Origin of the sequence: Pseudocnuella soli (assembly GCF_004347775.1) — a bacterium.
In the GTDB taxonomy this organism is placed as follows: domain Bacteria; phylum Bacteroidota; class Bacteroidia; order Chitinophagales; family Chitinophagaceae; genus Flavisolibacter; species Flavisolibacter aquaticus.
In genome coordinates, this window is record NZ_CP037755.1 from 375097 (window position 1) to 398361 (window position 23265).

The following is a 23265-nucleotide window of genomic DNA, read 5'->3' on the forward strand; positions in this document are numbered from 1 at the left end:
AAAAGGTCATTATGCAATGACCTTTTTTCTTTCGTTCAATTTAGGGCAAAATACAATTAATAGCCGGGATTTTGCGTCAGGTTGGGGTTAACTGCCAATTGGTTGGCTGGGATGGGAAACAGCAGGTTCCGTGGGTCGGAGGCTGCTTTTTCCTGCCAGGGTTGGAGGAATTTACCAAAACGGATCAGGTCCTGGCGGCGCCAGCCTTCCCAGTACAGTTCGCGGCCCCGCTCATCGAGCAGGTTGGCTTCGTTCAGGGCAGCCAGTGGGGTAGCACCACGAGCCGCACGGATCTGGTTTACAATCACCAAGCCTTCGGCAGCTTTGCCGGTGCGGAGCAGTGCTTCGGCCTTCATCAGCAGCACATCGGCATAACGGAAAATAACCCAGTCGTTTTCTTTCTGATCGGCATTGGTAGCATAATCAAAGGGATATTTCAATACCCGGATACCGGTTCTTTCCAGTGTGTTTTCGTCGGTCTCCCTGATTTTTACCTCGCGGCTAAAGGTCAGCGGGTTGCCTTTACGGTCTTGCAGGGCTGCGCCGGTGGTCAGGTTATATTGCTGGCCAATGAGGAAGCCTACGTTGGTACGGTTGCCGGGGTTGGGCAAAGCACCGGGATAGCGGTAGTTGTAACCCCTGCGCTTATCTGAATCTTCAAACTTGTCGTAAAAATCGGACAGCGTAGAAAAGCCGTTCCAGCCGCTTGGGTTCATGTTGTAGTGCGAAACCTGCATGGCCACACCCCGCACATCGCCGCCGCTGGTGGCGCCTATGTTGTGCAGCGTAAAAATGTTTTCCCGCGAAATATTCTCGTTGTTCGGTGCAAAATGGTCGAAGTATTCGTTGTTGTTGATGCTGTACCGGCCCGAACCAATGATCTGGTCGGCCAGAGCAATTACCTGCGCCATATCGGCAGGCGCAAAAGTGGGCGCCGCACGGTTGGCAAACATGCCCCTGTTGAGATAGGTCTTCATCAGCAATGCACGGGCAGCATCTTTGTTGGCACGGTAGGCCGGCACGTCGGGCAGTGCATTGATGATGCCGGTAACTTCACTGATGATAAAATCGGCGGCCTCCGTGTTGGACAAGGTTTTCGGGTCAATGCGGTAGTCGTTCAGGTCTTCGCGGAACGGCACCTGGCCCCAGCCATCCAGCACGGTAAACACACTCAGTGCACGGATAAACTTGGCCTCGGCAGCCTGTTGCGGACTGGGGTTGTATTGCAATACAAAAGAAGCATTAAACTGTATGCTCAGCAGGCCCGAGAAAGCGCCGTTGATCTGGTTTTGGTTATTGTCCCAGGTATGCGCATGCAGTGCACGCCACTGCCCGTTATCGTCCCAGTCGGGGCCGCGGGTAGGCGCAATGGTTTCGTCGGAAGTGTGTTGCTGAATGTGCCAGAAATCGCCGCGTTGGAATGGTCCATTCATCGAGTTGTAGGCCGTAGTCAGCAGTTCTGCGGCAGTGGGCGTAAAGTCGTTTTGCGACAGACTGCTGCGGAAATTCTCGTCGAGCTTCGTACACGAAAACAGTAGGAAGCTGAAGAAAATAATGAGGTATCGCTTAATCTTTTCCATGATATTTCAATAACGTTTATAATGAGAAGTTGATACCAAACAGGATGGTACGGGCCGATGGGTAAGGGATGTACTCCACACCCAGCGACGGGATGCCGTTGGCACCTGCATCGGTGTTTACCTCGGGGTCAAATCCGGTGTATTTGGTGATCACAAAGAGGTTCTGCCCGGTAAGCGTCAGGTTTACGTTGCGGAATGTTCTGCCAATATCGCCAATGCGGTAGTTCAGCGACGCGTTGGCCATTTTCAGGTAATTGCCTTTTTCCAGATAGCGGGTAGATGGTGCCGGGGCGCTGGAAATGGCTTCTTGCGCATCGGTGTTGAGTACGCTTTTGGCCAGGTTGCGGTTGCCCAGGTTACCAATCGACAATACGGTTGCTGCAGTGTTGTTGAACAGGTAGTGGCCAAATGTGCCGTTCATGTTTAGGGTAGCCGTCAGCTTTTTGTAGGTAAAGTCGGTAGAGATGCCCACCAGGGTTTTGGGGTTGGGGCTGCCGGCGTATGATTTTGCACCGTTATCGGCATAAATAGCCTGGCCGGTGGTTTTATCGATGCCTTCAAAACGCTGCAGGTACCAAACGTTGATCGGTTGGTCGTTGATCACCCGCTGCGCCAGCACGTTGGAAAAGCCCTGGCCGCGCAGTGCGCCGGTTTCATAAAAACCAGCAAGTCCGCTCACCGTGTTTTGCAGGAAGGAAACGTTGCCACCTAGGTTCCACGAGATGTCTTTGGAATTAAGCAGCCCAGTATTCAAGGTTACTTCCACTCCTTTGTTCAGCACATAGCCATCCAGGTTTACCCAAATGCGGCCGGCAGGTGCCGGTGCAGCCAAGGTACGCTCAAACAGTACGTCGGTGGTTTTTTTATAGAAGTAATCCACCGAACCGTAGAAGCGATTATTGAACAGGCTAAAGTCAACACCTACGTTGCTGGTGGTAGAGGTTTCCCATTTCAGGTCGGGGTTGCCGTAGTTGGTACGGGCCACGCTGTAAGGGTTGCCGTTGAGCGAAAAGCGGTTGAGCGAAGCGCCGGAAGGAAACTCTTGGTTGCCGGTGCGGCCCCAGCCCAGGCGCAGCTTCAGGTTACTGAGCACGGTGTTGCCTTTCAGGAAATTTTCATCCGACATGTTCCATGCAAAACCCAGCGATGGGAAATAGCCGTAGCGGTTGTTTTCACCAAAACGGGTAGAGCCGTCGGTGCGGAACGTTCCGGTAAACAGGTATTTATCCTGGATGTTTACAATGGCCCTTGCAAAGAAGGATTGCAGCTCGGTGGTTGGGTTGGCAAACGATCCCGACTCGCGGTTGGCGCGGGTTGATACACCCAACATATCATAGTAGTTGAGGCCGTTGTTTGGAAAATCAAGACCTGATACAAAAGTGGTCCGCTCGTCAAACTTCAGGTACTCGTGGCCCACTACTGCGTTCAGGTTAAAGTTCGAATTTACCTGCTTGTTGTAGCTCAGCGTGTTGGTAAACTGGGCGTCGGTTCTTTCGTTGTTGCTGGTATATGCCGCACCCCGGTTCTCGATGTTGGCCAGGTTCAGCAGGCGGTTGATCTGCCCGCGGCGAACACCAGCCTGCCGGTTGATGCTCATTAAAAAGCGGTACTCCAGGTTGTTGGTAAACTTATACGACGGCGACACGCTTGCCAGGATGGTATTTACCCGGGCCAGGTCGCGGTAGTACTGCAGCTGCGCTAGCGGGTTGATAGTAGTATTGCTGCCCGGGTAGCGGGTCAGTGTATCCACACCAGCTGCATTGCGGCCGGTGAGCGGCAGTGTTGGGTTCCATTGCAGTGCCTGCGAAATCAGGTTTCCTTCAAAACCCACGTTGGCCGATGTAGGCGCAATCGACTCATCGGTTTGCGTGGTAATCAGGTTAATGTCCAATCCCAGTTTTTTGCTTTCCAAAAAGCGGAACTGCGTGGTAAGACCGGCTGAGTATTTTTTAAAACCCGAATTTTTGACAATACCGTTCTGATCGAGGTAGCCCACCGAAAGGCGGTACCGGCCGTTCTCGTTGCCACCGCTTACAGCCACGTTGTGGTTTTGGGTAAGGGCAGTGCGGGTAATGGCATCAAACGCATCGATGTTGCTGCCAAAGTTGCCGCTGGTTTGGTTGTATTTGGCCAATGCTGCACGGTACTCATTGCCGTCCAGCACCTCCAGGCGCTTCAACACGTTCGAAACGCTGGCGGCGGCGCTTACGTCAATTTGCGGCGCACCTGATCGGCCCCTTTTTGTAGTAATAAGCACTACGCCGTTGGCACCACGCGAACCGTAAATGGCTGTTGCGGAGGCATCCTTCAAGATTTCCATACCGGCAATGTCGTTGGGGTTGATAAAGTTGAGCGGGTTGCCACCATCGTTGCCGTAGGCTGCGCCGTTGCCACCCGGACGTGCCGAGCCGCCCGACAGGGGCACACCATCCACCACGTACAGCGGCTGGTTGCCGGAGCGAATGGAAGATGTACCGCGGATGCGTACGGTGGTGGAACCGCCGGGCTGGCCGGTGTTGTTGATCACCAATACGCCTGCAGCCTTGCCCTGGATCAGCTGATCCGGGGCAGTAAATACGCCTTTATTAAAATCTTTCGCCTGAACCGATGCCACCGAGCCGGTAAGGTCGCGGCGGCGGGCGGTACCGTAGCCCACAACCACTACTTCGTTGAGGCTGGAGGTGGCACTTTCAAGCGTTACGTTGGCAGTGTTGCCGGTAATACTAACTTCCTGTTCGGTAAAGCCAACGGCGGAAACCACCAGGCGGCTGGCGTTTTCGGGCACGGAAAGGCTGAAGCGTCCATCGGCGCCGGTAACGGTGCCTGTTGTGGTGCCTTTAATGATCACCGAAACATCGGGAAGGCCTGCGCCCTGCCGGTCGGTAATACGGCCCGATACCGTGCGGCTTTGTGCAAGTGAAGACTGTGCATACAGGAGCGTAAGCACAAGCAGCCCTAGGGCTGTGAGCAATCGTTGTAATTTCATATAGCAGAGGTTTGCGTTCCAAACGTTATTGCAGTCCAATAGGTGGGCAAACAATAATTATGTACAAAATACATGGTTTCGGTAGCACCGAAAAAATATTTTATAAATAATGTTAATTTTTCTTTTAAGGACAGTATTAAGCAGCAGTATGCTGCATGGATGGCAATGGTTTAGCTCGATGATTTTGTTTCTAGCAAAGCCGCTCTTGCTAAAATTTCCCTCTTCGCACCTTAGTGTTTCCCGTCATGACAAAACCTGTGTGACTGCATCCAGTTTTAAAGACAGCAACAACCATTAGTTTGTTCAAATAAAAAAACGCAGGTCGACCCTGCGCTTTTTTATTGAATAATCGTTATTTTAAATTGATACCAAGCCGCCATTAAGGCGAAGTCTTACTACCTAGTACGTGTCATGCCGAACTTGTTTCGGCATCCCCTATAATCTTCTGAGCTGCTGATTGAAGAAGGAGATGCCGAAACAAGTTCGGCATGACAGAGACTGATTATACTAAGTGTCCTACACCACCATTGGAATGATGTTCTTTGTCTATAATGTCTTTATACGCCATCACGCTTTTGCCTTGTCATCCTGACGAAGGAAGGATCTGAACTTTGTGCAATTGAACTCTTTGCACAACTCAGATGCTTCGCTGCGCTCAGCATGACAAACACAAAGACCCAACAAAAAGCACCAAAGCGCAAAAGAAGAAAGAGAAATATAACCAATACCAACCCCATTCCTACCTGCCATTGGCGTGGCCCGGCCTTTGCTCGCTTTATCCGTATTTTTATCGTTGAAAATGTAGTGCACTATATGCTGGATAAATCGAACAAGATCAATAAAGAAGAACGGGCCGTGCTGGTAGGCGTGGTGCAGAAAGATCAGAAAGAACACCAGGTGCAGGAGTACCTCGAGGAGCTGGCTTTTTTGGCCGAAACGGCAGGAGCAGTAACCGTAAAGCGTTTTTACCAAAAACTGGCGCACCCCGACAGCCGCACTTTTGTGGGCAAGGGCAAGCTGCAGGAAATAGCCGAATACATCAAGAGCCGCGAAATAGACCTGCTCATTTTCGACGATGAACTGAACGGGTCACAAATTTCCAACATCGAAAAAGAAGTGGGCATCAAGGTTATTGACCGCTCCGATCTTATCCTCGACATATTTGCCCGCAGGGCAAAAACGGCACAGGCCAAGGCGCAGGTGGAGCTGGCGCAGTACCAGTACATTTTGCCCCGCCTGCGGGGTATGTGGAAACACCTGGAACGCCTGGGTGGCGGTATTGGTACCCGTGGCCCCGGTGAAACGGAAATTGAAACGGACCGCCGGATTGTGCGGGATAAGATTTCCTTGCTGCGCAACCGCCTCAAGGAAATAGATAAGCAGGCATACACCCAGCGCAAAGACCGCGGCGAATTTATCCGCGTATCCTTGGTGGGTTATACCAACGTGGGCAAAAGCACCATCATGAACCTGCTGAGCAAAAGCGAGGTGCTGGCCGAGAACAAATTGTTTGCAACGCTGGACACCACCACCCGCAAGATTGTGTACGAAAGCACGCCGTTTTTGCTGAGCGATACGGTGGGTTTTATCCGCAAGTTGCCGCACCATCTGGTGGAAAGTTTTAAAAGCACCCTCGATGAAGTGCGGGAAGCCGACATACTGCTGCACGTGGTGGATATTTCGCACCCCAACTACGAAGACCAGATTGGCGTGGTCAACAAAACGCTGCAGGAACTGGCAGCTTTTGAAAAACCCATCATCACCATTTTTAATAAAATGGACCTGTACGAGCAGCACACCTTCGACGAGTGGCTGGAGGACGATACGAAAAAAGAAATTCTGCGTGACCTCGAAGAGCGCTGGCAGCGGGCCACCAACGACAACGCCATCTTTATTTCGGCGCTGGAGCGCACCAATATTGAGCTGCTGCGCAAAACCATCCTGGATAAAGTGCGGGAATTGTACCGGATACGCTACCCGTATAAAACTGAGTTTTTTTATTAATTGCGGCAAACAGGATTGTAGCGCTCAACCGGATTGAAATAAATGGCGGATCAAATAAACTGGGTAAAGGTGGCCGAAAGCCCAGAAGAAATTGCTTTTGGCCCCAACAACCTGGCCGAGGCTATGGCAGGCGACAAGCGGGTGTGTATTGGCAGGTTTGGCAACGAATATTTTGCGTTTGCCCCCAAATGCCCGCATGCTAGCGGCCCCATGGCCGACGGTTGGATTGATGCACTGGGCAACGTGGTGTGCCCGCTGCACCGTTACAAGTTTTGCATGAAAAACGGCCGCAACGTGTCGGGCGAAGGTTATTACCTAAAGCACTGGCCGGTGATGGTGGATGAAAATGGCGTTTTTGTGGGGCTGAAAACCGGCTCTTTTTTGGGTTTATGGTAGCGGCAATAGGTTTTTCAGGAATTTTATTGATAAATAAGGCGTTGCTGTTTTGAGAAGAATTGAAAAACCCTATTTTTGCCCTCCCAAAAAGGGAAATTCCTCCTTAGCTCAGTTGGTTAGAGCATCTGACTGTTAATCAGAGGGTCGCTGGTTCAAGTCCAGCAGGGGGAGCTTTAAAAGCTCAGGTTCGATAAACATATTTTCCTCCTTAGCTCAGTTGGTTAGAGCATCTGACTGTTAATCAGAGGGTCTCAGGTTCAAGTCCTGAAGGGGGAGCCAAAGTAAAAGGGTTACAGAAGTGTAGCCTTTTTTTGTTTTTATGTTGCACGGACCAGGGTGGTTGCCGTGAATGTTCTTTTCTGGTGCAGGATGCCTACGGGAACCGTACTATTGTTTACTCTTATCATTTTTGGTTCCGGCCTTTCGTTAAACTCTTAAACGCCGCGGCCCATGCCCCGCATCAATTCGGGACTCTTACGGGCACCAGGGGAGTGAACAGTCCCTTTTCTATGGCGACACTATAAAGCCAGGCTCCTCGCCTGCCGTGATGCCCCGGCAAACAGGCATTTTTTTGGATTCCGGATTGCTTCACTCATTGCAAAGCGACCATAATCTTTGGTGCCAGCAGCTCTGCCCACTTTTTATACTCGAGGGCGGAGGGGTGTAGCCCATCACCTGCAATAAGGGTGGGATTGGTGGCTCCTTCGCGGGAAGAAGGGGTGATGTTGGTATAACTAACCCCATAGGCAGTCGTGATCCGGGAATTGATGGCATTGAATGCATCAATTTCTTTGCTGACCCTTTGCTTACTGGCTGCCGGCACAAAAGGGGTAACGCTGTAGTCGGGGATGGACAGTACAAATACCCGATCCCTCTTGCCCTTGGCCAGCAAGATGGCCCTTTCCAGCAGTTGGGTAAAACGAACGGTATAGCCTGCAGTGTCCACACCCTGGTACTGGTCGTTCACGCCAATCAGGAGTGATACCATATCGTAAATGGGAGCAGGGTTTTGTGTGTTGATAGCACTTTGCAGGTTGCCGGTGGTCCACCCGGTTCGGGCAATATAAACCGGGTCGGCTATGCGGAGGCCGTTCTGCCGCAGGAGCGCCGCCGTTTGTGCCGGGAAACGTCCGCCCTCTGCCACCGCTTGGCCAATGGTGTACGAATCGCCTAATGCCAGGTAGGTTTTGCTGGAGTCGGCAGGCAGGGGTGTCCCAGCTACTGCAGTAACCGGCATGCCAGCGTCTGCTGTGTTTTTACTGCAGGAAAAAAGGGCACTAAAGAAACAGACAAACAAGAGTGTACGCATCATGGTGGATATACGTACAAAGAATGGTACCAGTTTGTTGCTGCCTATTGTGGCGCATTGCGGTGACCGCATGGCTTCACGGTCACTCTAGGGTTGTTGGTGCAGCTGCAGCCCCGGTCTGGGCGGAACACCAACAACGGCTTAAATTTCAGAAACAGAAAACGGTAGAAAAATGCATTAATCAGGAAATCATTGAACAATTCCTACTTAAATTGCTAATACCTTCTCAGATAATTAATTGGTTGAACCACATTACATAAAAGGACAAGTTTACAAGCGGTCAAATATCCATGACGTGTACGGCGGCAATAGACAAAGTGGGATATCTGCATCTGCAAGTTTCCCTTACATATTTATATTTTCAGGACAAACAGGCCACCAACATGGTTATAAGGACCAATGGGAGAACCCTGATGTTTTCTCTTACACGGGGGAAGGCCAATTAAATGACATGAGCTTTGTAAAAGGAAACTTAGAATTGAGGAATCATGTCGAGAATGGAAAACAAGTGTTTTTGTTTATTTATGTACAGAAAGGTTATGTCCGATTTGAATCAGAGTTGGTTTTAAATGACTTTGACTTTTTTGTGGGAAAGGATAGGGCAGGAAAAGACAGAACTGCAATCAAGTTCTTTTTTAGGAGAGCTGGGGCGAACTTAGCCTATTCAGTAAGAGATGATATTCCTGCTTCTTTGACAGCTGAACCAGAAGCTGTTTACAAGCAAAATATTCCAAATGAAACTGAAAGAACAGGACTTGTAGTTTCAAGGGTGGGACAAGGCGCCTATCGAAAAAGTATATTGTATAGATGGCAATTTAAATGTGCTGTAACCAGCTATTCTAAAAAGGAAATACTGATTGCATCACATATCGTGCCTTGGAAGGATGCGAATAATGAAGAGCGGCTTGATGTCAGTAATGGCATCTTATTATCCCCAAATTACGATGCTCTTTTCGATCAACATTTAATCAGCTTTGAGAACACTGGCAAAATCATATTTTCTGATTCATTTGCAAAAACTAATTATCGGACTTTAGGTATAACTGGCCAAGAAGTGGTGAAAAATTTTTCACAGGAAAACAAAGTCTATCTCGATAGGCATCGTATTCAAATGAACAGTAAATTGTAGACTGTCCTTCCTCTAGATAATTTCCTTTGATAAGTTCAATTACGGCTCTCAGCAAGTGTCCAAATGGTGTTTTGATCAACAACTAAAAATTAGTTAACCATTTTGATTCTTTAGCCTACTTAAATTAAACTACACCTTATACTCACACCCCCCATCTTCCTACCTCCTTCCGTACCTCATTCTTAAAAAGACTAACCAATAAGTGTAAAACCTACAATTAAAATTTCTACCTTTTACCGGCAAACAATACTCATACGCCATATGCACAGCAAAACCATTTTAACCTCCATTGCAGCCGCTGCTATCCTGTTGGGCTGCGGCACAGCAAAACAAACCACCGGTGTACCGCAATCGTTCAAATACAATACTGCGGTACAGGCAGTGGGAACCAGCCCCGAAAAAATAGCGGGCCTCGACTCCCTGTTGCAGTCGTTTGTACAGCAGAAAAAAGCCAGCGCCGTTACTGCATTTGTTGCCAAAGGCGGCAACGTGGTGTACAAAAAAGCATTTGGCTGGAAGGACATCGAACGCCAGATCCCGGCATCGCCTGAAGATTATTACGTGATGTTTTCGCAAACAAAAGCCGTGACCACCGTGGCCTTTATGACGCTGGTTGAAAAAGGCCTGGTTGGTGTGGATGACCCGGTATCAAAATATTTTCCCGAAATACCCGACAGCGTGGTGACCAAGGTAGCCGAAGACGGCACTTATGAAGCCCGCCCCGTAAAATCGCCCATGACCTTTGCGCACCTGATGTCGCACAGCTCGGGGCTGAATGCCGGCCCCGTGGGACAGCTGCGGAGGGCCCGCATGCAGGGCGGCGCAGCAGGCAGAAATGCCGGTGGCGCACAGCCGGCAGCAGCGCCTGCAGGGCAACGCACTGGCGGCGGCAATACCAGCGCAAGGTACCTGGCTGATGAAATGCAGGCGTTGGCCAAATATCCCCTTGGCTTCGATCCCGGCTCGCAATGGAATTACCACATCAGCACCAACATGCTGGCCTATATGGTGGAGCGCATTTCGGGCAAGCCCCTGCGTCAATATGTAAAGGAAACGATCCTCGAGCCACTGGGCATGAAGAACACCGACTGGTATTTTGCGCCTGAAGCATTGGACCGTTTTGTAAAACCATACAACCTGGTGGATGGCAAGCTGGAACCGGCTTCTACCATGTTTAGCGAAGGAGCGGTGAGCACGGTGCAAACCTATGCCGAAGGCGCCATTGGGCTCAACGGGCCCATTGAGGATTATGCCCGTTTTTGCCAGATGCTGCTCAATAAAGGGGAGTTTAATGGCCGGCAGATATTGAAGCCGGAAACCATCGAACAAATGACCACCATCAACCGGCTGCCCGAAGAAAATGCCGGTGGCAAGGGCTTTCGTTTTGGGCTCGGTTTTGAACTGTACAATGCACAAAAAAAGCCGGCACCGGAAGTGTCGAACACGGCATATGCCTGGGGCGGTTTGTATGGTACCGAATATGTGATCGATCCCGAAAACAACATGATCGTGCTATTCTACCTGAACATGCCCAAGCGTGAAACCATTTACCCGAAATTTCTGAGCAAAGCATACCAGTTGTTTAAATAGCGGAGATGGACAACCGCAATTACCGCATCAATTGATTAAATATCGCCGGCCTTATGTTGTAGGTAAAATTGTTGCCTGTATTGCCAGCTTAGATAAACGTTTCCCTTTCTTATTTTTCATCAAAGAAGCCCATGCTCCAACATGGGCTTCTTTGATGAATGGATGTTTTAAATTGCATATCAGTTTAGCCTGTTTAAAAAAGGAAACGCTGTGTACCACGTTGGTTTTTTAGCTGATGTGTTGCATTTCTTCTTTTCAAGAGTAGCAACATTTATAACGCCTGTTTAAGCCATCTAGGAAAAGGCTTTTTATCCCGCCAATCCCACTGTCTGTCCTGCGCCAGGTGCTGTATGTCGCATTTGTTACCTGCACCCTTGCTGCATGTGTAATTTTATACGTTCTATGCACACCTTAACGCTGCGGTAATGAAAATAATAAAATCCCTTTTGCTGTTACCCATTGCTGCTTGCCTGTTCCTGCTGCAAATGGGATGCGCCAAAGACGAACCGCCTTACAGGGCGCCAAGGATCATACCCATACCAGTGCCGCCGCCATTACCGCCACCACCCAGCCAGCAGCTGCCGCTCCGGGTGTGGGCAGGCAACAACCTGCACATTGCTTACCCGGCCGATTCGGTTCAGTTGCGAGCTTATGCATCCGGCGATCATGGACCGCTCACCACCCAGTGGACGAAAATCATTGGCCCTGCCAGCTATCAAATTGCCCAACCCAATAGTTTGGAAACAAAGGTTACCAGGCTGGAAGTGGGCGAATACCTGTTTGGGATTAGCGTCAACAGCACGGACCGCCAAACGCACAGCGATACCGTGTCGGTTTTTGTGATCAAACCCGGCGCAACCGAAACCATTTTTAAAGAACTGGCCTGGGAATGCCCGATGGGATGCGGCCTGGTGGTGTACAACATCTATTCGTTTATCCCGGCAGGCAAGCCCATTAAGGTTTGGGTAAGGCCCGCTGGCGAAGTTGTATGGACTGCAGTAAAAGACGGCAATCAATGGACTGTTCAGGATCGGTTTAGCTATTACTTAGATAGAGAAACCATCCAGGTTTATGCAGACAACGAAATAGGATATGCCGATCTGAAAATTGAATACTAACGTGTTGCTTATTTAAAAAAAGTCCAGCGGTTTTACCGTTGCACAATGAGTCCAAACCGTTGTTGACAACAGTTCAAAAAAACAATTCAACATACTACCACACCATCAGCTTTTCATTGATGCAGTTACTTAAAAAAAGACCGGCTACATAATGCAGCCGGTCTTTTCTAAAATGCCTGTTTGTTGTCAACACCGATATAGCATCACATTGCAAACAGGTGAATTCAACATACACAATCTTCCTACTTGCAGCTTGCAACTTGATGCTTGCAGCTTAACCTCCCTCACAAAGAACAACTACGCCAACTGCCACTCGGGCCGGATATAATGGCAGGTATAACCATTGGGATGTTTTTGCAGGTAGGCCTGGTGCTCTTCTTCGGCATTCCAGAAATCGCCGGCCGGCACCACTTCGGTAACAATAGGCCCGGGCCAAATGCCGGATGCATTCATCTCCGCAATGAGTGCTTCGGCGGTAGCTTTTTGCTCTTCATCGAGGTAAAAAATTGCGGAGCGGTACGATAGGCCAATATCATTTCCCTGCCGGTTGCGGGTAGTGGGGTTGTGTATCTGAAAAAAGAACTCGAGCAACTTCCGGTACGAAAGCACTTCGGGATCGAAGGTAATAGCGATGGCTTCGGCATGGGTGCCATGGTTGCGATAAGTGGCGTTGGGCACATCGCCACCGGTATAGCCTACTACTGTTGCCGATACTCCCGGCACTTCGCGGATCAATTCTTCCATGCCCCAAAAACAACCACCTGCAAGGATCGCCTGTTTATTTGCCATTATATTTTTTTGGGGTAATCCGACAAGTTTGGCGCCAAACCTTTTTCCGCTTCCTCTTTCCGCCGTTTTGTCGGCCAGCGGTGCGGCACCTGCCTTTGTGGACGGCAACACACAAAAACCAAAAATTGGGGTAACCGGTAACATAAGCTGCGACTAACTGTGCAATCTTTTGTTTACCTAAATAAAAACACCGCGTTTAAGGAAAGCCTGCTTTCGATAAAAATGATGATACAAAACAGGCAACAGGAGGCGAAAACTATCGCTGCGAAATGACTTCATACCAACGTACATCGTGCAGCAACTGCGGCCCGTTTCCCAAATACCATTTACTGCCGGGCTAGCACAGTTTTTTTATATAACGGCCTGCACAAAAACAAACCACCATGCAGAACGGAACCATGATGCAGTACTTTCACTGGTACTACCCCGCCGACGGCAGCCTATGGAATAAAGTAAAAGAAGAAGCACCAACATTGGCCTCGCTGGGTATTAACGCCGTATGGTTGCCGCCTGCTTATAAAGGCACCGAAGGCGACCAATCGGTGGGCTACGATGTGTACGACCTGTACGACCTGGGCGAGTTTGACAGTAAAGGCTCCATCCGCACCAAGTACGGCACCCGCGACGAATATATTGATGCCATTAAAACCCTGCACGAGCACCAGATACAGGTGTATGTAGATATTGTGCTGAACCACCTGGGTGGCGGCGACGAAACCGAAACAATCCAGATCCGGAAGATGGACCCGGAAGACCGCAACGCCTGTATTTCCGAAGATTGCGAAATAGAAGCTTATACAAAATTCACCTATCCTGCCCGTAAGGGCCAATACTCCTCATTCCAGTGGGACCATACCTGTTTTACCGGTGTGGATTACGACCACCGCAGCGGTGAGAACGGTATTTACAACATCCTCAACGACTGGGGCCACGATTGGGAGGAAATGATCTGCGACGAAAAAGGCAATTTCGACTACCTGATGTTTTGCGATGTGGAATTTCGCAACCCCCATGTACGGGAAGAGCTGAAGCGCTGGGGCAAATGGTATTTCGACACCACCCATTTCGACGGGGTGCGGCTCGATGCGGTAAAACATATTGCGCCGCAGTTCTTCAACGAGTGGCTGGGCCATATGCGGCATGTAACCGGCAAAGATTTGTTTGCCGTGGCCGAGTACTGGGCACCGGGCAACCTGGAAATATTGGAGCGTTATATTGATGCTACCGAAGGAAAAATTTCGCTGTTTGATGCACCGCTGCAAAACCGCCTGCACCAGGCATCGCAAAGCGGCAACAGCTACGACCTGTCCACCATTTTTAACGACACGCTGGTAGATGTGCAGCCGCACCTGGCCGTTACTTTAGTATCCAACCACGATACCCAACCCCTGCAGGCGCTGGAGGCTCCTGTGGCACCCTGGTTCAAAGCCATTGCCTATGCGCTTATTTTGCTGCGCGAAAAAGGGTATCCGTGCATTTTTTACCCCGACCTGTACAGCGCCGAATACACCGACTACGGGCAAGACGGCAACGAGCACCACATTGTGATGCCGGCCCTTGCCGCACTGCCCATGCTGTGCAAGCTGCGCAAAGAAGCCGCTTACGGCCCCGAGCACAATTATCTTGATCACCCCAACTGTATTGGCTGGACCCGCGAAGGCGTGGCCGAGGTACCCAACAGCGGCTGTGCCGTGGTGATATCGAACAGCGAACCGGGCAACAAGTGCATGTATGTGGGCAGCCAGCATGCCGGTAAAAAATTTGTGGATGCCATTGGCAACGCGGCCGAAACCATCACCATCAACGAGGCGGGTGAAGCGGAATTTTATTGCGCCGGCGGCACCGTGGCCGTGTGGATTGATGAGGCGTTGTGGGAGCAATTGGTGGTGCCCGGTATTACCGGGCTGAATAGCGAAGGGGCTGAATAAGTGCTGTTTTAATTTTCCCTATACGGATTACCATTTCAGCAAAGAAGTAGTGTCATTCCGTGCCGAATCCTTTAAAAAGGGTATTACAGGTCTTTATTTGATCAATACAACGTTCGTGGGGTTGGAGAGCTTGAAGTCTTCTTTTTGGGGTTTCAACAGCTCCAGCCCGCGGCCTTTGTAGCCTTTGGTGTATCCTTTTACACGGGCTTCAAAAGCAACTCTTTTGCCCACATGGTGCACCACGGTGGCCAGTTGTTTGCCAATGGTAAACCACACATGGGCCGTCATCAGCTCGCTTGCTTCATTGCGTACATCGGTAAACAGAACCGTTTCAGAAGCGCCGCCTTTAAAATTGCTTTTGGTTCCAAGCCGCGCAATGGTGGCGGTAAATTTTGTTCGTATGCCTTCAATCCTGCCCAACTCCCTGCGCATAGTAATATTGCTTGTATCCTGAACAAAAAATAGCAAGTTGCACAACCGAAAGCCCTTTGCTGGTTGCTTATGGCTTTTCCGGCTTGCGGCCATCTTTGCCTTCCTTAAATTCCCGGGCGCCTTTGCCTATGCCCCGCATCAGTTCGGGGATTTTGCGGGCACCAAACAACAGCAGCAACACCAGCAAGATCAGCAGTATTTCAAAAAAGCCAAAGCCCATACCATTCAATTTAAAATGAGGAATGAAAGTAATCAATAACGTATTGGCCCGTGGAAATATTTGAAAGCCTCATTTTGATAAAACCGGTCCATCTGTGTCCACAGCAGTTGCACAACAGCACAACAAGTTATGCTTAAGACTAAAAAGAAAATGTTCCTGTTGAACAATGATCTGCCCGCAAGCACAAAAGGCAATTTATACAAACACTTCACTGCGGGCTAAAATCCAACACTCACCTGCATATAAACATTCCTGCCCGGCCGGGCAATATTGCCCCAGTCCAGGTGTTCGCGGTAATAAGCATCAAGGATGTTTTCCACGCCGGCGTTTAGTTGCCACAGCACCCGGCCCTGCTGCAATTGGTAACCTGCCCGCAGGTGCACCAGCGAAAAAGCCCCGGTGTTTCGTTCGTTTGCGGCAATGCTTACCCGGCGCTGTGCTGCTGCCAACTCCATTTCGGCCTGCAGCCAAAGGGCGTTGAAATGCTGCCGCAATGTGCTGATGTTGCGCAGCGGCGCAATCAAGGGCAGCGGGTTGCCCCTGTTGTCCTGTGCATGGGCATATTTAATCGTTGAGACCAATTGGGTACTTGCAAATGGCTGATACACCACGCTGCCTTCGCCGCCTGCAAGCAGGGCATGCGCTGTATTTTCATAAGTTTTCACGCCCCTTGCACCGGGTGTCATTACACTCAGACCGGGGTTTATTTTACCAAAAATATAATGGCGCACTTTTGAAATATATCCGCTGGCCTGCACCTTCCATTTTTGTTGTTGCCACGAAAGCGTCAACTCGGCCTGCTGTCCAGTTTCCCTTTTCAATTTTGTATTGCCAATATAGTCGTGCCCGTCGAACTGGTTGAACAGGTAAAAGCCAAACAGCTCACCGGCACTGGGCGCCCTGCCATTCATACCCAACGAAAAGGATGCTTTTAAACTTGGATATAATTTTCGGCTAACCTGCACCGATAGAGCGGGTATTACAAAGCCCATTTGCTCACCACTATAGCCAAACACCGCCAGTTGGTCTTTGCCGCCCTGGCTGGTCAGCGCATAATCAGTCACATCAACCCGGCCGCTAACCTGCACTTGTGTGGCACTGTCAATGCGCAACTGGTATTGTGCCGCCACACCGCCCTGCACCTGCCGGTTATCGGGCCAAGTAAGCATGTACATATCGGGCTGGCCCGGCTGGTACATGGTCATCGATGCTTTGAGCATAGTAGCAGATGCATCGGCACGCAGCTGCAGTTTTTGCCCAACACCCAGGCTGCGCACCGCCTCGGCATACATGCCCGATGTGCGGCTTTCGCCGGGCATATCCATATGCATGGGCACTGCGGGCCGCTTTGTATCATCCATATAGTGCTTTACGCGGTTGGCATACAGCTTTGCCTCGGCCCGCTCCCAGCCACGCCAGCCACTTTCCTGTACAAACGTTACCGACCCGATCCGTGCATTGGCATAGCCCACATCCATGGGCAGCGCCGGGTAGCCAATATTCCAGCCATCATCGGCCAACAGGTCTACCCGCAGGTAAGCGCCATCGTTAAGCTTCAGTTTGCCATGCAGCGTGTAGTTTACTTTTTCGTACTGCGAAAAAGGCACCCGCTGGCCGCTGCCATCGCGGTAGGCGCCGCTGTTGCGGTACGTGCCGGTGGCCCGCAGGCCAAAACGCGACGTGGCATAGTTGAAGTTGGCCGAACTAAAAAAGGCCCGCGATGCGGAATGGTAGCCGGTGCTGGCGCTGCCCGAAAAGCGGCCTTCATCGTGGCAGCTGGCTTCGGCCAGCTTCATATTAATACTGCCGCCAACCGAGGAGCCCACCAGAAGGCTGCTGCCGTTGGTGCGCACCTCCATGCTGTTGAGGTTTACCGGCTCGATGTAGATCGAGGTCGGGTCCATTTTATCGGTGCAGGCGCCATGAATGCGCATGCCATCGAGCAGCAGCGCTACCTGGTTGCTGTTGAACGACCGGATGATCGGCTCCATGCCATAGCTGCCGCGGCGCACCAGGGACAACTCCGGGATGCGGGCCATAATGTCTTCGGTGGTGGCGGCTTTGTTGGCAGTAAAATATCGATATAGGTGTTGCTGCTGGCCCCTTTGTTGCGCAGTCACAGTTACCTCCTGCAGCAGCACGGTTCGTACCGAATCGGTTAGGTCTTTTTCCTGTGCAGCGGCGGTGCCCACCAAGAGCAGGCAACCAATGAAAGCGTATAGGCTTTTCATGCTGATATAGTTGATGTATGGAAAACAAGACGCTGATGCAAGCGGGCAACAGGCTCTTGTTTTAATAGGGTTAAAAGTTTACTTCAAAAAAAGTGGCGCTATCGGCTACTGCATCGCCCTTTTTAAAATTGAGATTGAGGTACCACAAGCCGGTCATGGTAAAATTCACCTTGCCCTTATAATGCCCGTTGCCGGTATGCACCGGGTCGATGTTGTTGGGTGAACCATGGCCCATGGTGGGCATTTCGGGGGTTACTGCAACGGCAAGACTGCTATCGGTAGGAAAGGCCATCATGCCCTTTGCTTCGTAAATAGCCAGCTCCAGGTCGTTTACACCAACTTTAGGCGCAGTGGGCTGCACCAAAGCTACCCAGTATTTTTTGTTGTCAACTTTTGATACAAACGATTTGAGCTTGCTTTGCCGCGGCTCGGTGATGGTTACCGGCAGCGTTGCCTTGCCATGGCGGCCATTTACAGTTACCACTACTTCCACGGTCCAGGAGCCCATGCTGCCCGATGGCATGGTAAATACCATTGCCCCGTTAAAGCGTTTGTTGGAAGCCTTCAATAATGGGTTTTCTACCGGCGCACTGTGTTTCATGGTGCCCATATCCATCATGGGCATGATGGTGATGGGTGCTTCTTCAATGGATTGACCGCTTACCGAATCGGTGAGGGCAATGGAAACGGAATTATAACCGGTAGTAAGTGGTGCGGCAGCGTATAGCTGTACCTGCACACCGGCGCCAATAGCGTAGCCTTCGGCAATTTTTAGTGCATCATTTGTATCCTTGTTGGGCTCCATATTGTCTTTGGCGCAGCCAATAAATAAGAGTGTTATTACAGCAGCAGTGATCAGCGAAAAATATCGGTTCATGATTGATAAAACATGGGTGAAAGAAAGGGGCATGGGCATGCAGCACAGCGGCGTGCAATACACATTTAGCATGAGTGCATCATGCCGCGCTGGGCAGACTAATGGGCCGCCAGCACAAAGCAGTGCACTACACCGGCAGGTGCCGGATAAAGTATTTAACTACAAAAAGGGGCGTTAAGCTGCAGGTGGCCGCAGGCAGGAAGCGCTGTGCTGAAAAGCGTAGTGATTGGGCTTTTCTTCGGGGTAAAAATGTGTTGCGTTATCGGCGGAAAAAGGCAACTCCAATGCAACAGGCGCAGCAATGTATTCAACTATTTCAATCGTCTTGGAAGGTGCTTCTTTCGAGCCTTCAGCTTCGCGGGCTTTACTGAGTTTCTTTTTCAAAAAACATTTGCCCTTACACTCCAGTATCGGCTGGTCTTTGTTCTCGCAAAGCTCCGCGGCGATGTAACTCCTGTTTGCATAAAAAAGGGAGTAAATAGCCACCGGGTAACATGCCTGTATGGCCAGCAAAAGGAGCAATATGATACAACGCAACTGCTTCACTACAGGTGCAAAGCTAACCAACACATATTATCAGGATGTGATTTTTGTCAATATGAAAGCTCATTGTTGTTGTGTACCGAATGATGTGTAGTAATCATTGTTTGAAAACTGCAACACAACAACGCATAACTTGCTCCATCATTTTACACAATAAAAAAGAAGGTGCGCCAAAACACACCTTCTTTAAAACACCATACTTATGTTTTCAATTACTCCTGCCCGTTTTTCAACGATGCCATATCAATTACAAAGCGGTATTTCACATCGCCTTTAAGCAGGCGCTCATACGCTTCATTTATTTGCTGTATGCCAATCAGCTCAATGTCCGAAACAATGTTGTGCTTGCCGCAGAAGTCCAGCATTTCCTGTGTTTCGGCAATGCCGCCAATCATAGAGCCGGCAAAGCTGCGGCGGTAAGGAATCAGGCTAAAAGCCGCCACCGGCAGCGGGTGCTCCGGTGCACCAACTAAAGCCAGCGAGCCATCTACACGCAACAAGCCCAGGTACGCATTAATATCGTGCTCCGCCGAAACCGCGTCCAGCACAAAATGCAGTTTGCCCCGGTAGCGCTTCATTTGCGCTGCATCTTTCGATAAGATCACATCGTCGGCACCAAGGCGTTTTGCATCTTCAAACTTGGAAGCCGATGTGGTAAATACAATCACTTCGGCGCCCATGGCTTTGGCCAACTTTACACCCATATGGCCCAGGCCGCCAATGCCCACCACGCCTACTTTTTGGCCGGGGCCCACGTTCCAATGTTTTAAAGGAGAATAGGTAGTGATGCCGGCGCACAAAAGCGGTGCAGTGGCCGCCAGGTCCAGGTTTTCGGGTACCCGCAGGACAAAGGCTTCATCCACCACAATGCTTTCTGCATAGCCGCCATAGGTGGCCGTGCCCAAGTATTTGTCCGGCGAATTGTATGTGCCGGTATTGCCCGCTTCGCAATATTGCTCCAGGCCTTCATTGCAGTAATCGCACTGGCGGCAGCTATCCACCATACAGCCCACTGCGGCCACGTCGCCCACTTTAAATTTCTTTACATGGTCGCCCACACTCACCACGCGGCCCACAATTTCGTGGCCGGGCACGCAGGGATAAATGGTACCATGCCATTCGTTGCGGGCCGTGTGCAGGTCGGAGTGGCACACCCCACAAAACAGGATCTCAATCTCTACATCGTGGGGCGTTGGCTGCCTGCGTTTGATTTGCAATTGTTGCAGGTCGGCATCGGCCGCTTCGGTGCCAAATGCTTTTATTTCTTTTGCGGGAACGGTGGTGACACCTTCCGGCGTTGTACGTGTTGCGTCCATATCGTTGCTGTTTTAAATATTCGCATCAATTGTTGCACCGGGGCAAAAGGGGTGCCCGGTATCATACAACAACCATACAAACTTTCCGTTCAGCGGGACGGTTCATCTGAGGCTTTAGTTGCTGCAACTTTGCGTCATCCGGCATAAAGCAACAGTTTCAATTGCTCACTGTAAACAGCACAGGATGTTGCGCCATATGTTTTGCAATAAATGATTGCAAATGCTCCGCGCTTTCAGCCGACCAATGATTTTTTAGTGGAAATAAAATTGCAAAAACGCAGTTACACAAAAAGCTCCGACAGGTCAATTTGTTTGAGGTAAGGTTCTAAAATGCCTACTTCGCGGGAAGCATGCACGGCAACGATGCTTTTTCTTTTGGTTACAAAAACCACTTCCACGTAAAAGTCGGACACTGCGTAGAGGTGCATGCTCCGCGGGCCCTGGCTCCGGTGTCCAATCAGGGTATCGTGCCGAACGGCCAGTTTTACCTGCTCCAGGGTATCGAGTGTATTGAATCTTTCGGCGGTCAACATATCCTTTTTCAAGGTACAAAAAACGGGCTACAACATTGCTGTGCCGGCCCATTTGCAGCGGCTGTTGAAAACTGGCCTGTTAATGTTCACAACCCTTTGGTGCATCATTTGCAACGGCACGGGCATGCAGCCCTGGAAAAGTAAATTATTGAACATTGCCCGCACCATCGATACCAGTACCGACAATCTTGTTTTGCGCCTGCGCCAGCGCTTGAGTGCCGGCAAACCCGCACATATTGTTGCATACCGCACCTACGGCACGGCCCGCAAAATATTTGTCCGCGGCCGGGTGCTGGAAGATAAAAATATTGCCACCGCCACCGAAGGCGACAGCCTTTTTACCAACCTGGTAAATATGTACAAACGCTTTGAAAGCAACGAGGTGCCCGGCGCACAAGTGCAGATTGATGTGCAGGGAGCCGAACACTTTGTAACCACCGATAAGGAAGGTTTTTTTGTGTTCGACATCCACCCCGAGGAGCCTGTGATCACCGAATCACTATACCATGCCGTGGACCTGAAACTGGTGTATACGCCGCATAATTTTCAGCCTTTTGAAACCACCGCCGAAATCATGATACCGCCGCCCGATGCAGAATACGGCATCATCAGCGATATTGACGATACGGTGATCCGCACCGGGGCGCACAACCTGATGGCCATGGGCAAAACGGTGCTGCTTTCCAATGCCCGCACCAGGCTGCCTTATCCCGGTGTGAAAGAGTTTTACAAAGCGCTGCAACTGGGCCGCAACGGCCAGCGCAACAACCCGTTTTTTTATGTGAGCAGCAGCCCATGGAACCTCTATGACCTGCTGGTTGATTTTCTGGACCACAACGAAATACCGGCGGGGCCGCTGCTGCTCCGCGATTTTGGGTTGCAAAGCGATTCGTTTGTGAGTGGCAATTACCTGGGGCATAAGTTCAAGGAAATAGCGCAGATACTGGATATGTACCCGCACCTGAATTTTGTGCTGGTGGGCGACAGCGGCGAACAGGATCCGCCCATTTACCTGGAAGTGGTGAAGCGCTATCCCGGCCGCATCCTGGCCATTTATATACGAGATGTAACCATCCCCGAAAAACATAAAATTGCGCAGGACGTGGCTACCGAATTGCGCAGCCATGGCGTGGAAATGATTCTCACCGAACACAGCGTGCAAGCTGCCGAACATGCCGCCGCAACCGGTTTGATTTTCTCCAACGCACTGCCCGAAATTGAAGCAGACAAAGAACAAGATCAGGGAGAGCTATCTGGTAAAGAGGAAGGAGTGTAGAAGGAGATGATGGATGGAGGATGGTAGATGATGGAAAGTAGATGATAGATTTTAGACAATAGATGATAGACGTAAGGCGTAAGAACGTGTTTGATTTGTCCTAGTTGACAACCAATTGCCTTTTGTCTATCATCTACCAACTATCATCTATTATCTCTAACTGAGATGCTTTTTGAAAAAATCAAGCGTACGCTGCCAGGCCAGCTTGGCGGCTGCTTCGTTGTAGCGTGCTGCTGATGTATCGTTGTGGAAGGCGTGTTGTGCGCCTTCGTACACGTATTGTTCGTACGGAACGTTGGCTTTTTTCAGCGCCGCTTCGTATTCGCCCATGCCGGCGTTTACCCGTTCGTCGAGTGCCGCATAGTGCAGTTGCACCGCCGATTTTATTTTGGGCACTTCTTCCAGCGCCGGCTGGCGGCCGTAAAACGCAACGGCTGCTTTCAATTGCGGCTCATTTACCGCCAGGTTGTTGGCCATGGCCCCACCCCAGCAAAAGCCCACACAGCCGGCTCTGCCGTTGTAATCTTTGCGGGAGGAGAGGTAGGTAAACGCATTGCGGAAATTTTTCAGGCTGTCTTCCGGTTTTAGCTCGCCAAACCATTGGCGGGCCTCATCTTCATTGGCGGGTGTTTTGCCCAAAGCCGACAGGGCATTGGGTGCAATGGCCAGGTAACCGGCCTGTGCTGCACGCCGCGCCACATCTTCAATATGCGCATTCAGTCCGCGGTTCTCGTGGATCACCACCACGGCGGCATACTTGCCTTCCTTTTTAGGCCGGGCCACATAAGCCGTCATTTCGTTGGGCACGCCGGGGTATTTTACATACTCGGTCATTAGCTCATCGGCGGCGGTTTGTGCGGCCCGTGCATAGTTGCCTTCCAGCATGGGCAGCAGCGTCATGGCGGCGGCAGTGCTGCCGGCCAGCAGCGTCAGGCGTTTTAAAAACTCCTGCCTGGTGAGTGGGCGGTGGGTATATTCATCATACAAATTGATGATCTTCTGGTCCAT

Annotated in this window: 20 protein-coding genes and 2 tRNA genes; 10 read left to right on the forward strand and 12 right to left on the reverse strand. The window is 50.6% G+C overall.

Annotation, left to right across the window (positions count from 1 at the left end):
* Positions 1-56 precede the first annotated feature (56 nt).
* The gene (locus EPD17_RS01570; protein ID WP_132051193.1) at positions 57-1580 is read right to left on the reverse strand and encodes a RagB/SusD family nutrient uptake outer membrane protein; all 1524 of its coding nucleotides are present in this window, start codon (positions 1578-1580) and stop codon (positions 57-59) included.
* Positions 1581-1596: 16 nt separating this feature from the next.
* A complete protein-coding gene (locus tag EPD17_RS01575; protein ID WP_132051195.1) occupies positions 1597-4566 on the reverse strand; it encodes a SusC/RagA family TonB-linked outer membrane protein in 2970 nt (989 codons plus the stop codon).
* A gap of 660 nt (positions 4567-5226) precedes the next feature.
* Here EPD17_RS01575 and hflX point away from each other — a divergent pair.
* The 4 genes from hflX to EPD17_RS01595 all read left to right on the forward strand — a co-directional run bounded on the left by hflX (position 5227) and on the right by EPD17_RS01595 (position 7245).
* A complete protein-coding gene (gene hflX, locus EPD17_RS01580; RefSeq protein ID WP_240040703.1) occupies positions 5227-6570 on the forward strand; it encodes a GTPase HflX in 1344 nt (447 codons plus the stop codon).
* 42 nt (positions 6571-6612) lie between these two features.
* Positions 6613-6966 carry a Rieske (2Fe-2S) protein gene (locus tag EPD17_RS01585; protein ID WP_132051197.1) on the forward strand — a complete coding sequence of 118 codons (354 nt, stop codon included), beginning with the start codon at positions 6613-6615 and terminating at the stop codon, positions 6964-6966.
* Between the two features lie 97 nt (positions 6967-7063).
* Positions 7064-7137, forward strand: a tRNA-Asn gene (locus tag EPD17_RS01590).
* 31 nt (positions 7138-7168) lie between these two features.
* A tRNA-Asn gene (locus EPD17_RS01595) sits at positions 7169-7245 on the forward strand.
* A 313-nt stretch (positions 7246-7558) separates the two neighbouring features.
* Here the strand turns inward: EPD17_RS01595 and EPD17_RS01600 are convergent.
* Positions 7559-8203, reverse strand: coding sequence for an SGNH/GDSL hydrolase family protein (locus EPD17_RS01600; RefSeq protein ID WP_132051199.1), 645 nt, complete (start codon positions 8201-8203; stop codon positions 7559-7561).
* 367 nt (positions 8204-8570) lie between these two features.
* On the opposite strand from EPD17_RS01600, the gene EPD17_RS01605 reads away from it, so the two are divergent.
* From EPD17_RS01605 to EPD17_RS01615, 3 genes are all read left to right on the forward strand, one after another.
* Positions 8571-9404 carry an HNH endonuclease gene (locus tag EPD17_RS01605; RefSeq protein ID WP_132051201.1) on the forward strand — a complete coding sequence of 278 codons (834 nt, stop codon included), beginning with the start codon at positions 8571-8573 and terminating at the stop codon, positions 9402-9404.
* Positions 9405-9665: 261 nt separating this feature from the next.
* The gene (locus tag EPD17_RS01610; RefSeq protein WP_132051203.1) at positions 9666-10994 is read left to right on the forward strand and encodes a serine hydrolase domain-containing protein; all 1329 of its coding nucleotides are present in this window, start codon (positions 9666-9668) and stop codon (positions 10992-10994) included.
* Between the two features lie 425 nt (positions 10995-11419).
* A complete protein-coding gene (locus EPD17_RS01615) occupies positions 11420-12112 on the forward strand; it encodes a PKD domain-containing protein (protein WP_132051205.1) in 693 nt (230 codons plus the stop codon).
* A gap of 297 nt (positions 12113-12409) precedes the next feature.
* On the opposite strand, the gene msrA is transcribed toward EPD17_RS01615, so the two are convergent.
* A complete protein-coding gene (msrA, locus tag EPD17_RS01620; RefSeq protein ID WP_175580771.1) occupies positions 12410-12901 on the reverse strand; it encodes a peptide-methionine (S)-S-oxide reductase MsrA in 492 nt (163 codons plus the stop codon).
* 383 nt (positions 12902-13284) lie between these two features.
* On the opposite strand from msrA, the gene EPD17_RS01625 reads away from it, so the two are divergent.
* Positions 13285-14829, forward strand: coding sequence for an alpha-amylase (locus EPD17_RS01625; protein WP_165929486.1), 1545 nt, complete (start codon positions 13285-13287; stop codon positions 14827-14829).
* Between the two features lie 93 nt (positions 14830-14922).
* Here EPD17_RS01625 and EPD17_RS01630 read toward each other — a convergent pair whose 3' ends face one another.
* The 4 genes from EPD17_RS01630 to EPD17_RS01645 all read right to left on the reverse strand — a co-directional run bounded on the left by EPD17_RS01630 (position 14923) and on the right by EPD17_RS01645 (position 18589).
* Entirely contained in the window at positions 14923-15261 is a 339-nt protein-coding gene (locus tag EPD17_RS01630) for a hypothetical protein (RefSeq protein ID WP_132051207.1), read from the reverse strand.
* 67 nt (positions 15262-15328) lie between these two features.
* Positions 15329-15481, reverse strand: a complete 153-nt coding sequence (gene tatA / locus EPD17_RS01635; RefSeq protein ID WP_114237467.1) for a twin-arginine translocase TatA/TatE family subunit — start codon at positions 15479-15481, stop codon at positions 15329-15331.
* A 218-nt stretch (positions 15482-15699) separates the two neighbouring features.
* Positions 15700-17712, reverse strand: coding sequence for a TonB-dependent receptor plug domain-containing protein (locus tag EPD17_RS01640; protein ID WP_132051209.1), 2013 nt, complete (start codon positions 17710-17712; stop codon positions 15700-15702).
* Positions 17713-17782: 70 nt separating this feature from the next.
* Positions 17783-18589, reverse strand: coding sequence for a FixH family protein (locus tag EPD17_RS01645; RefSeq protein ID WP_165929487.1), 807 nt, complete (start codon positions 18587-18589; stop codon positions 17783-17785).
* On the opposite strand from EPD17_RS01645, the gene EPD17_RS19825 reads away from it, so the two are divergent.
* Positions 18588-18767 (forward strand): hypothetical protein, encoded by a 180-nt coding sequence (locus EPD17_RS19825; RefSeq protein WP_162303945.1) that lies wholly within the window; start codon positions 18588-18590, stop codon positions 18765-18767. The two genes, EPD17_RS01645 and EPD17_RS19825, sit on opposite strands and share 2 nt — an antisense overlap.
* Here the strand turns inward: EPD17_RS19825 and EPD17_RS19830 are convergent.
* The 3 genes from EPD17_RS19830 to EPD17_RS01660 all read right to left on the reverse strand — a co-directional run bounded on the left by EPD17_RS19830 (position 18764) and on the right by EPD17_RS01660 (position 20981).
* The gene (locus EPD17_RS19830; RefSeq protein ID WP_165929488.1) at positions 18764-19159 is read right to left on the reverse strand and encodes a hypothetical protein; all 396 of its coding nucleotides are present in this window, start codon (positions 19157-19159) and stop codon (positions 18764-18766) included. The genes EPD17_RS19825 and EPD17_RS19830 overlap by 4 nt on opposite strands.
* Positions 19160-19344: 185 nt before the next feature.
* Positions 19345-20448 carry an NAD(P)-dependent alcohol dehydrogenase gene (locus tag EPD17_RS01655; protein WP_132051213.1) on the reverse strand — a complete coding sequence of 368 codons (1104 nt, stop codon included), beginning with the start codon at positions 20446-20448 and terminating at the stop codon, positions 19345-19347.
* Between the two features lie 281 nt (positions 20449-20729).
* On the reverse strand, positions 20730-20981 hold the full coding sequence (locus EPD17_RS01660) for a hypothetical protein (protein WP_165929489.1): 252 nt from the start codon (positions 20979-20981) through the stop codon (positions 20730-20732).
* An 82-nt stretch (positions 20982-21063) separates the two neighbouring features.
* Here EPD17_RS01660 and EPD17_RS01665 point away from each other — a divergent pair, with 82 nt between their 5' ends.
* Entirely contained in the window at positions 21064-22257 is a 1194-nt protein-coding gene (locus EPD17_RS01665) for an App1 family protein (RefSeq protein WP_204743254.1), read from the forward strand.
* Positions 22258-22413: 156 nt separating this feature from the next.
* Here EPD17_RS01665 and EPD17_RS01670 read toward each other — a convergent pair whose 3' ends face one another.
* Complete coding sequence (locus tag EPD17_RS01670; protein ID WP_132051217.1) at positions 22414-23265, reverse strand: dienelactone hydrolase family protein; 852 nt, start codon at positions 23263-23265, stop codon at positions 22414-22416.

Excerpts from the sequence above, each read along its gene's own strand:
- EPD17_RS01615 (WP_132051205.1), top strand. The coding sequence starts at position 11,420 with ATGAAAATAATAAAATCCCTTTTGCTGTTACCCATTGCTGCTTGCCTG.
- EPD17_RS01625 (WP_165929486.1), top strand. The coding sequence starts at position 13,285 with ATGCAGAACGGAACCATGATGCAGTACTTTCACTGGTACTACCCCGCC.
- hflX (WP_240040703.1), top strand. The coding sequence starts at position 5,227 with ATGACAAACACAAAGACCCAACAAAAAGCACCAAAGCGCAAAAGAAGA.
- EPD17_RS01610 (WP_132051203.1), top strand. The coding sequence starts at position 9,666 with ATGCACAGCAAAACCATTTTAACCTCCATTGCAGCCGCTGCTATCCTG.
- EPD17_RS19825 (WP_162303945.1), top strand. The coding sequence starts at position 18,588 with ATGATTGATAAAACATGGGTGAAAGAAAGGGGCATGGGCATGCAGCAC.
- EPD17_RS01645 (WP_165929487.1), bottom strand. The coding sequence starts at position 18,589 with ATGAACCGATATTTTTCGCTGATCACTGCTGCTGTAATAACACTCTTA.
- EPD17_RS01575 (WP_132051195.1), bottom strand. The coding sequence starts at position 4,566 with ATGAAATTACAACGATTGCTCACAGCCCTAGGGCTGCTTGTGCTTACG.
- EPD17_RS01600 (WP_132051199.1), bottom strand. The coding sequence starts at position 8,203 with ATGCCGGTTACTGCAGTAGCTGGGACACCCCTGCCTGCCGACTCCAGC.
- EPD17_RS01640 (WP_132051209.1), bottom strand. The coding sequence starts at position 17,712 with ATGAAAAGCCTATACGCTTTCATTGGTTGCCTGCTCTTGGTGGGCACC.
- tatA (WP_114237467.1), bottom strand. The coding sequence starts at position 15,481 with ATGGGCTTTGGCTTTTTTGAAATACTGCTGATCTTGCTGGTGTTGCTG.
- EPD17_RS01585 (WP_132051197.1), top strand. The coding sequence starts at position 6,613 with ATGGCGGATCAAATAAACTGGGTAAAGGTGGCCGAAAGCCCAGAAGAA.
- EPD17_RS01660 (WP_165929489.1), bottom strand. The coding sequence starts at position 20,981 with ATGTTGACCGCCGAAAGATTCAATACACTCGATACCCTGGAGCAGGTA.
- EPD17_RS01570 (WP_132051193.1), bottom strand. The coding sequence starts at position 1,580 with ATGGAAAAGATTAAGCGATACCTCATTATTTTCTTCAGCTTCCTACTG.
- EPD17_RS01630 (WP_132051207.1), bottom strand. The coding sequence starts at position 15,261 with ATGCGCAGGGAGTTGGGCAGGATTGAAGGCATACGAACAAAATTTACC.
- EPD17_RS01670 (WP_132051217.1), bottom strand. The coding sequence starts at position 23,265 with ATGGACCAGAAGATCATCAATTTGTATGATGAATATACCCACCGCCCA.
- EPD17_RS01665 (WP_204743254.1), top strand. The coding sequence starts at position 21,064 with ATGTTCACAACCCTTTGGTGCATCATTTGCAACGGCACGGGCATGCAG.
- msrA (WP_175580771.1), bottom strand. The coding sequence starts at position 12,901 with ATGGCAAATAAACAGGCGATCCTTGCAGGTGGTTGTTTTTGGGGCATG.
- EPD17_RS01655 (WP_132051213.1), bottom strand. The coding sequence starts at position 20,448 with ATGGACGCAACACGTACAACGCCGGAAGGTGTCACCACCGTTCCCGCA.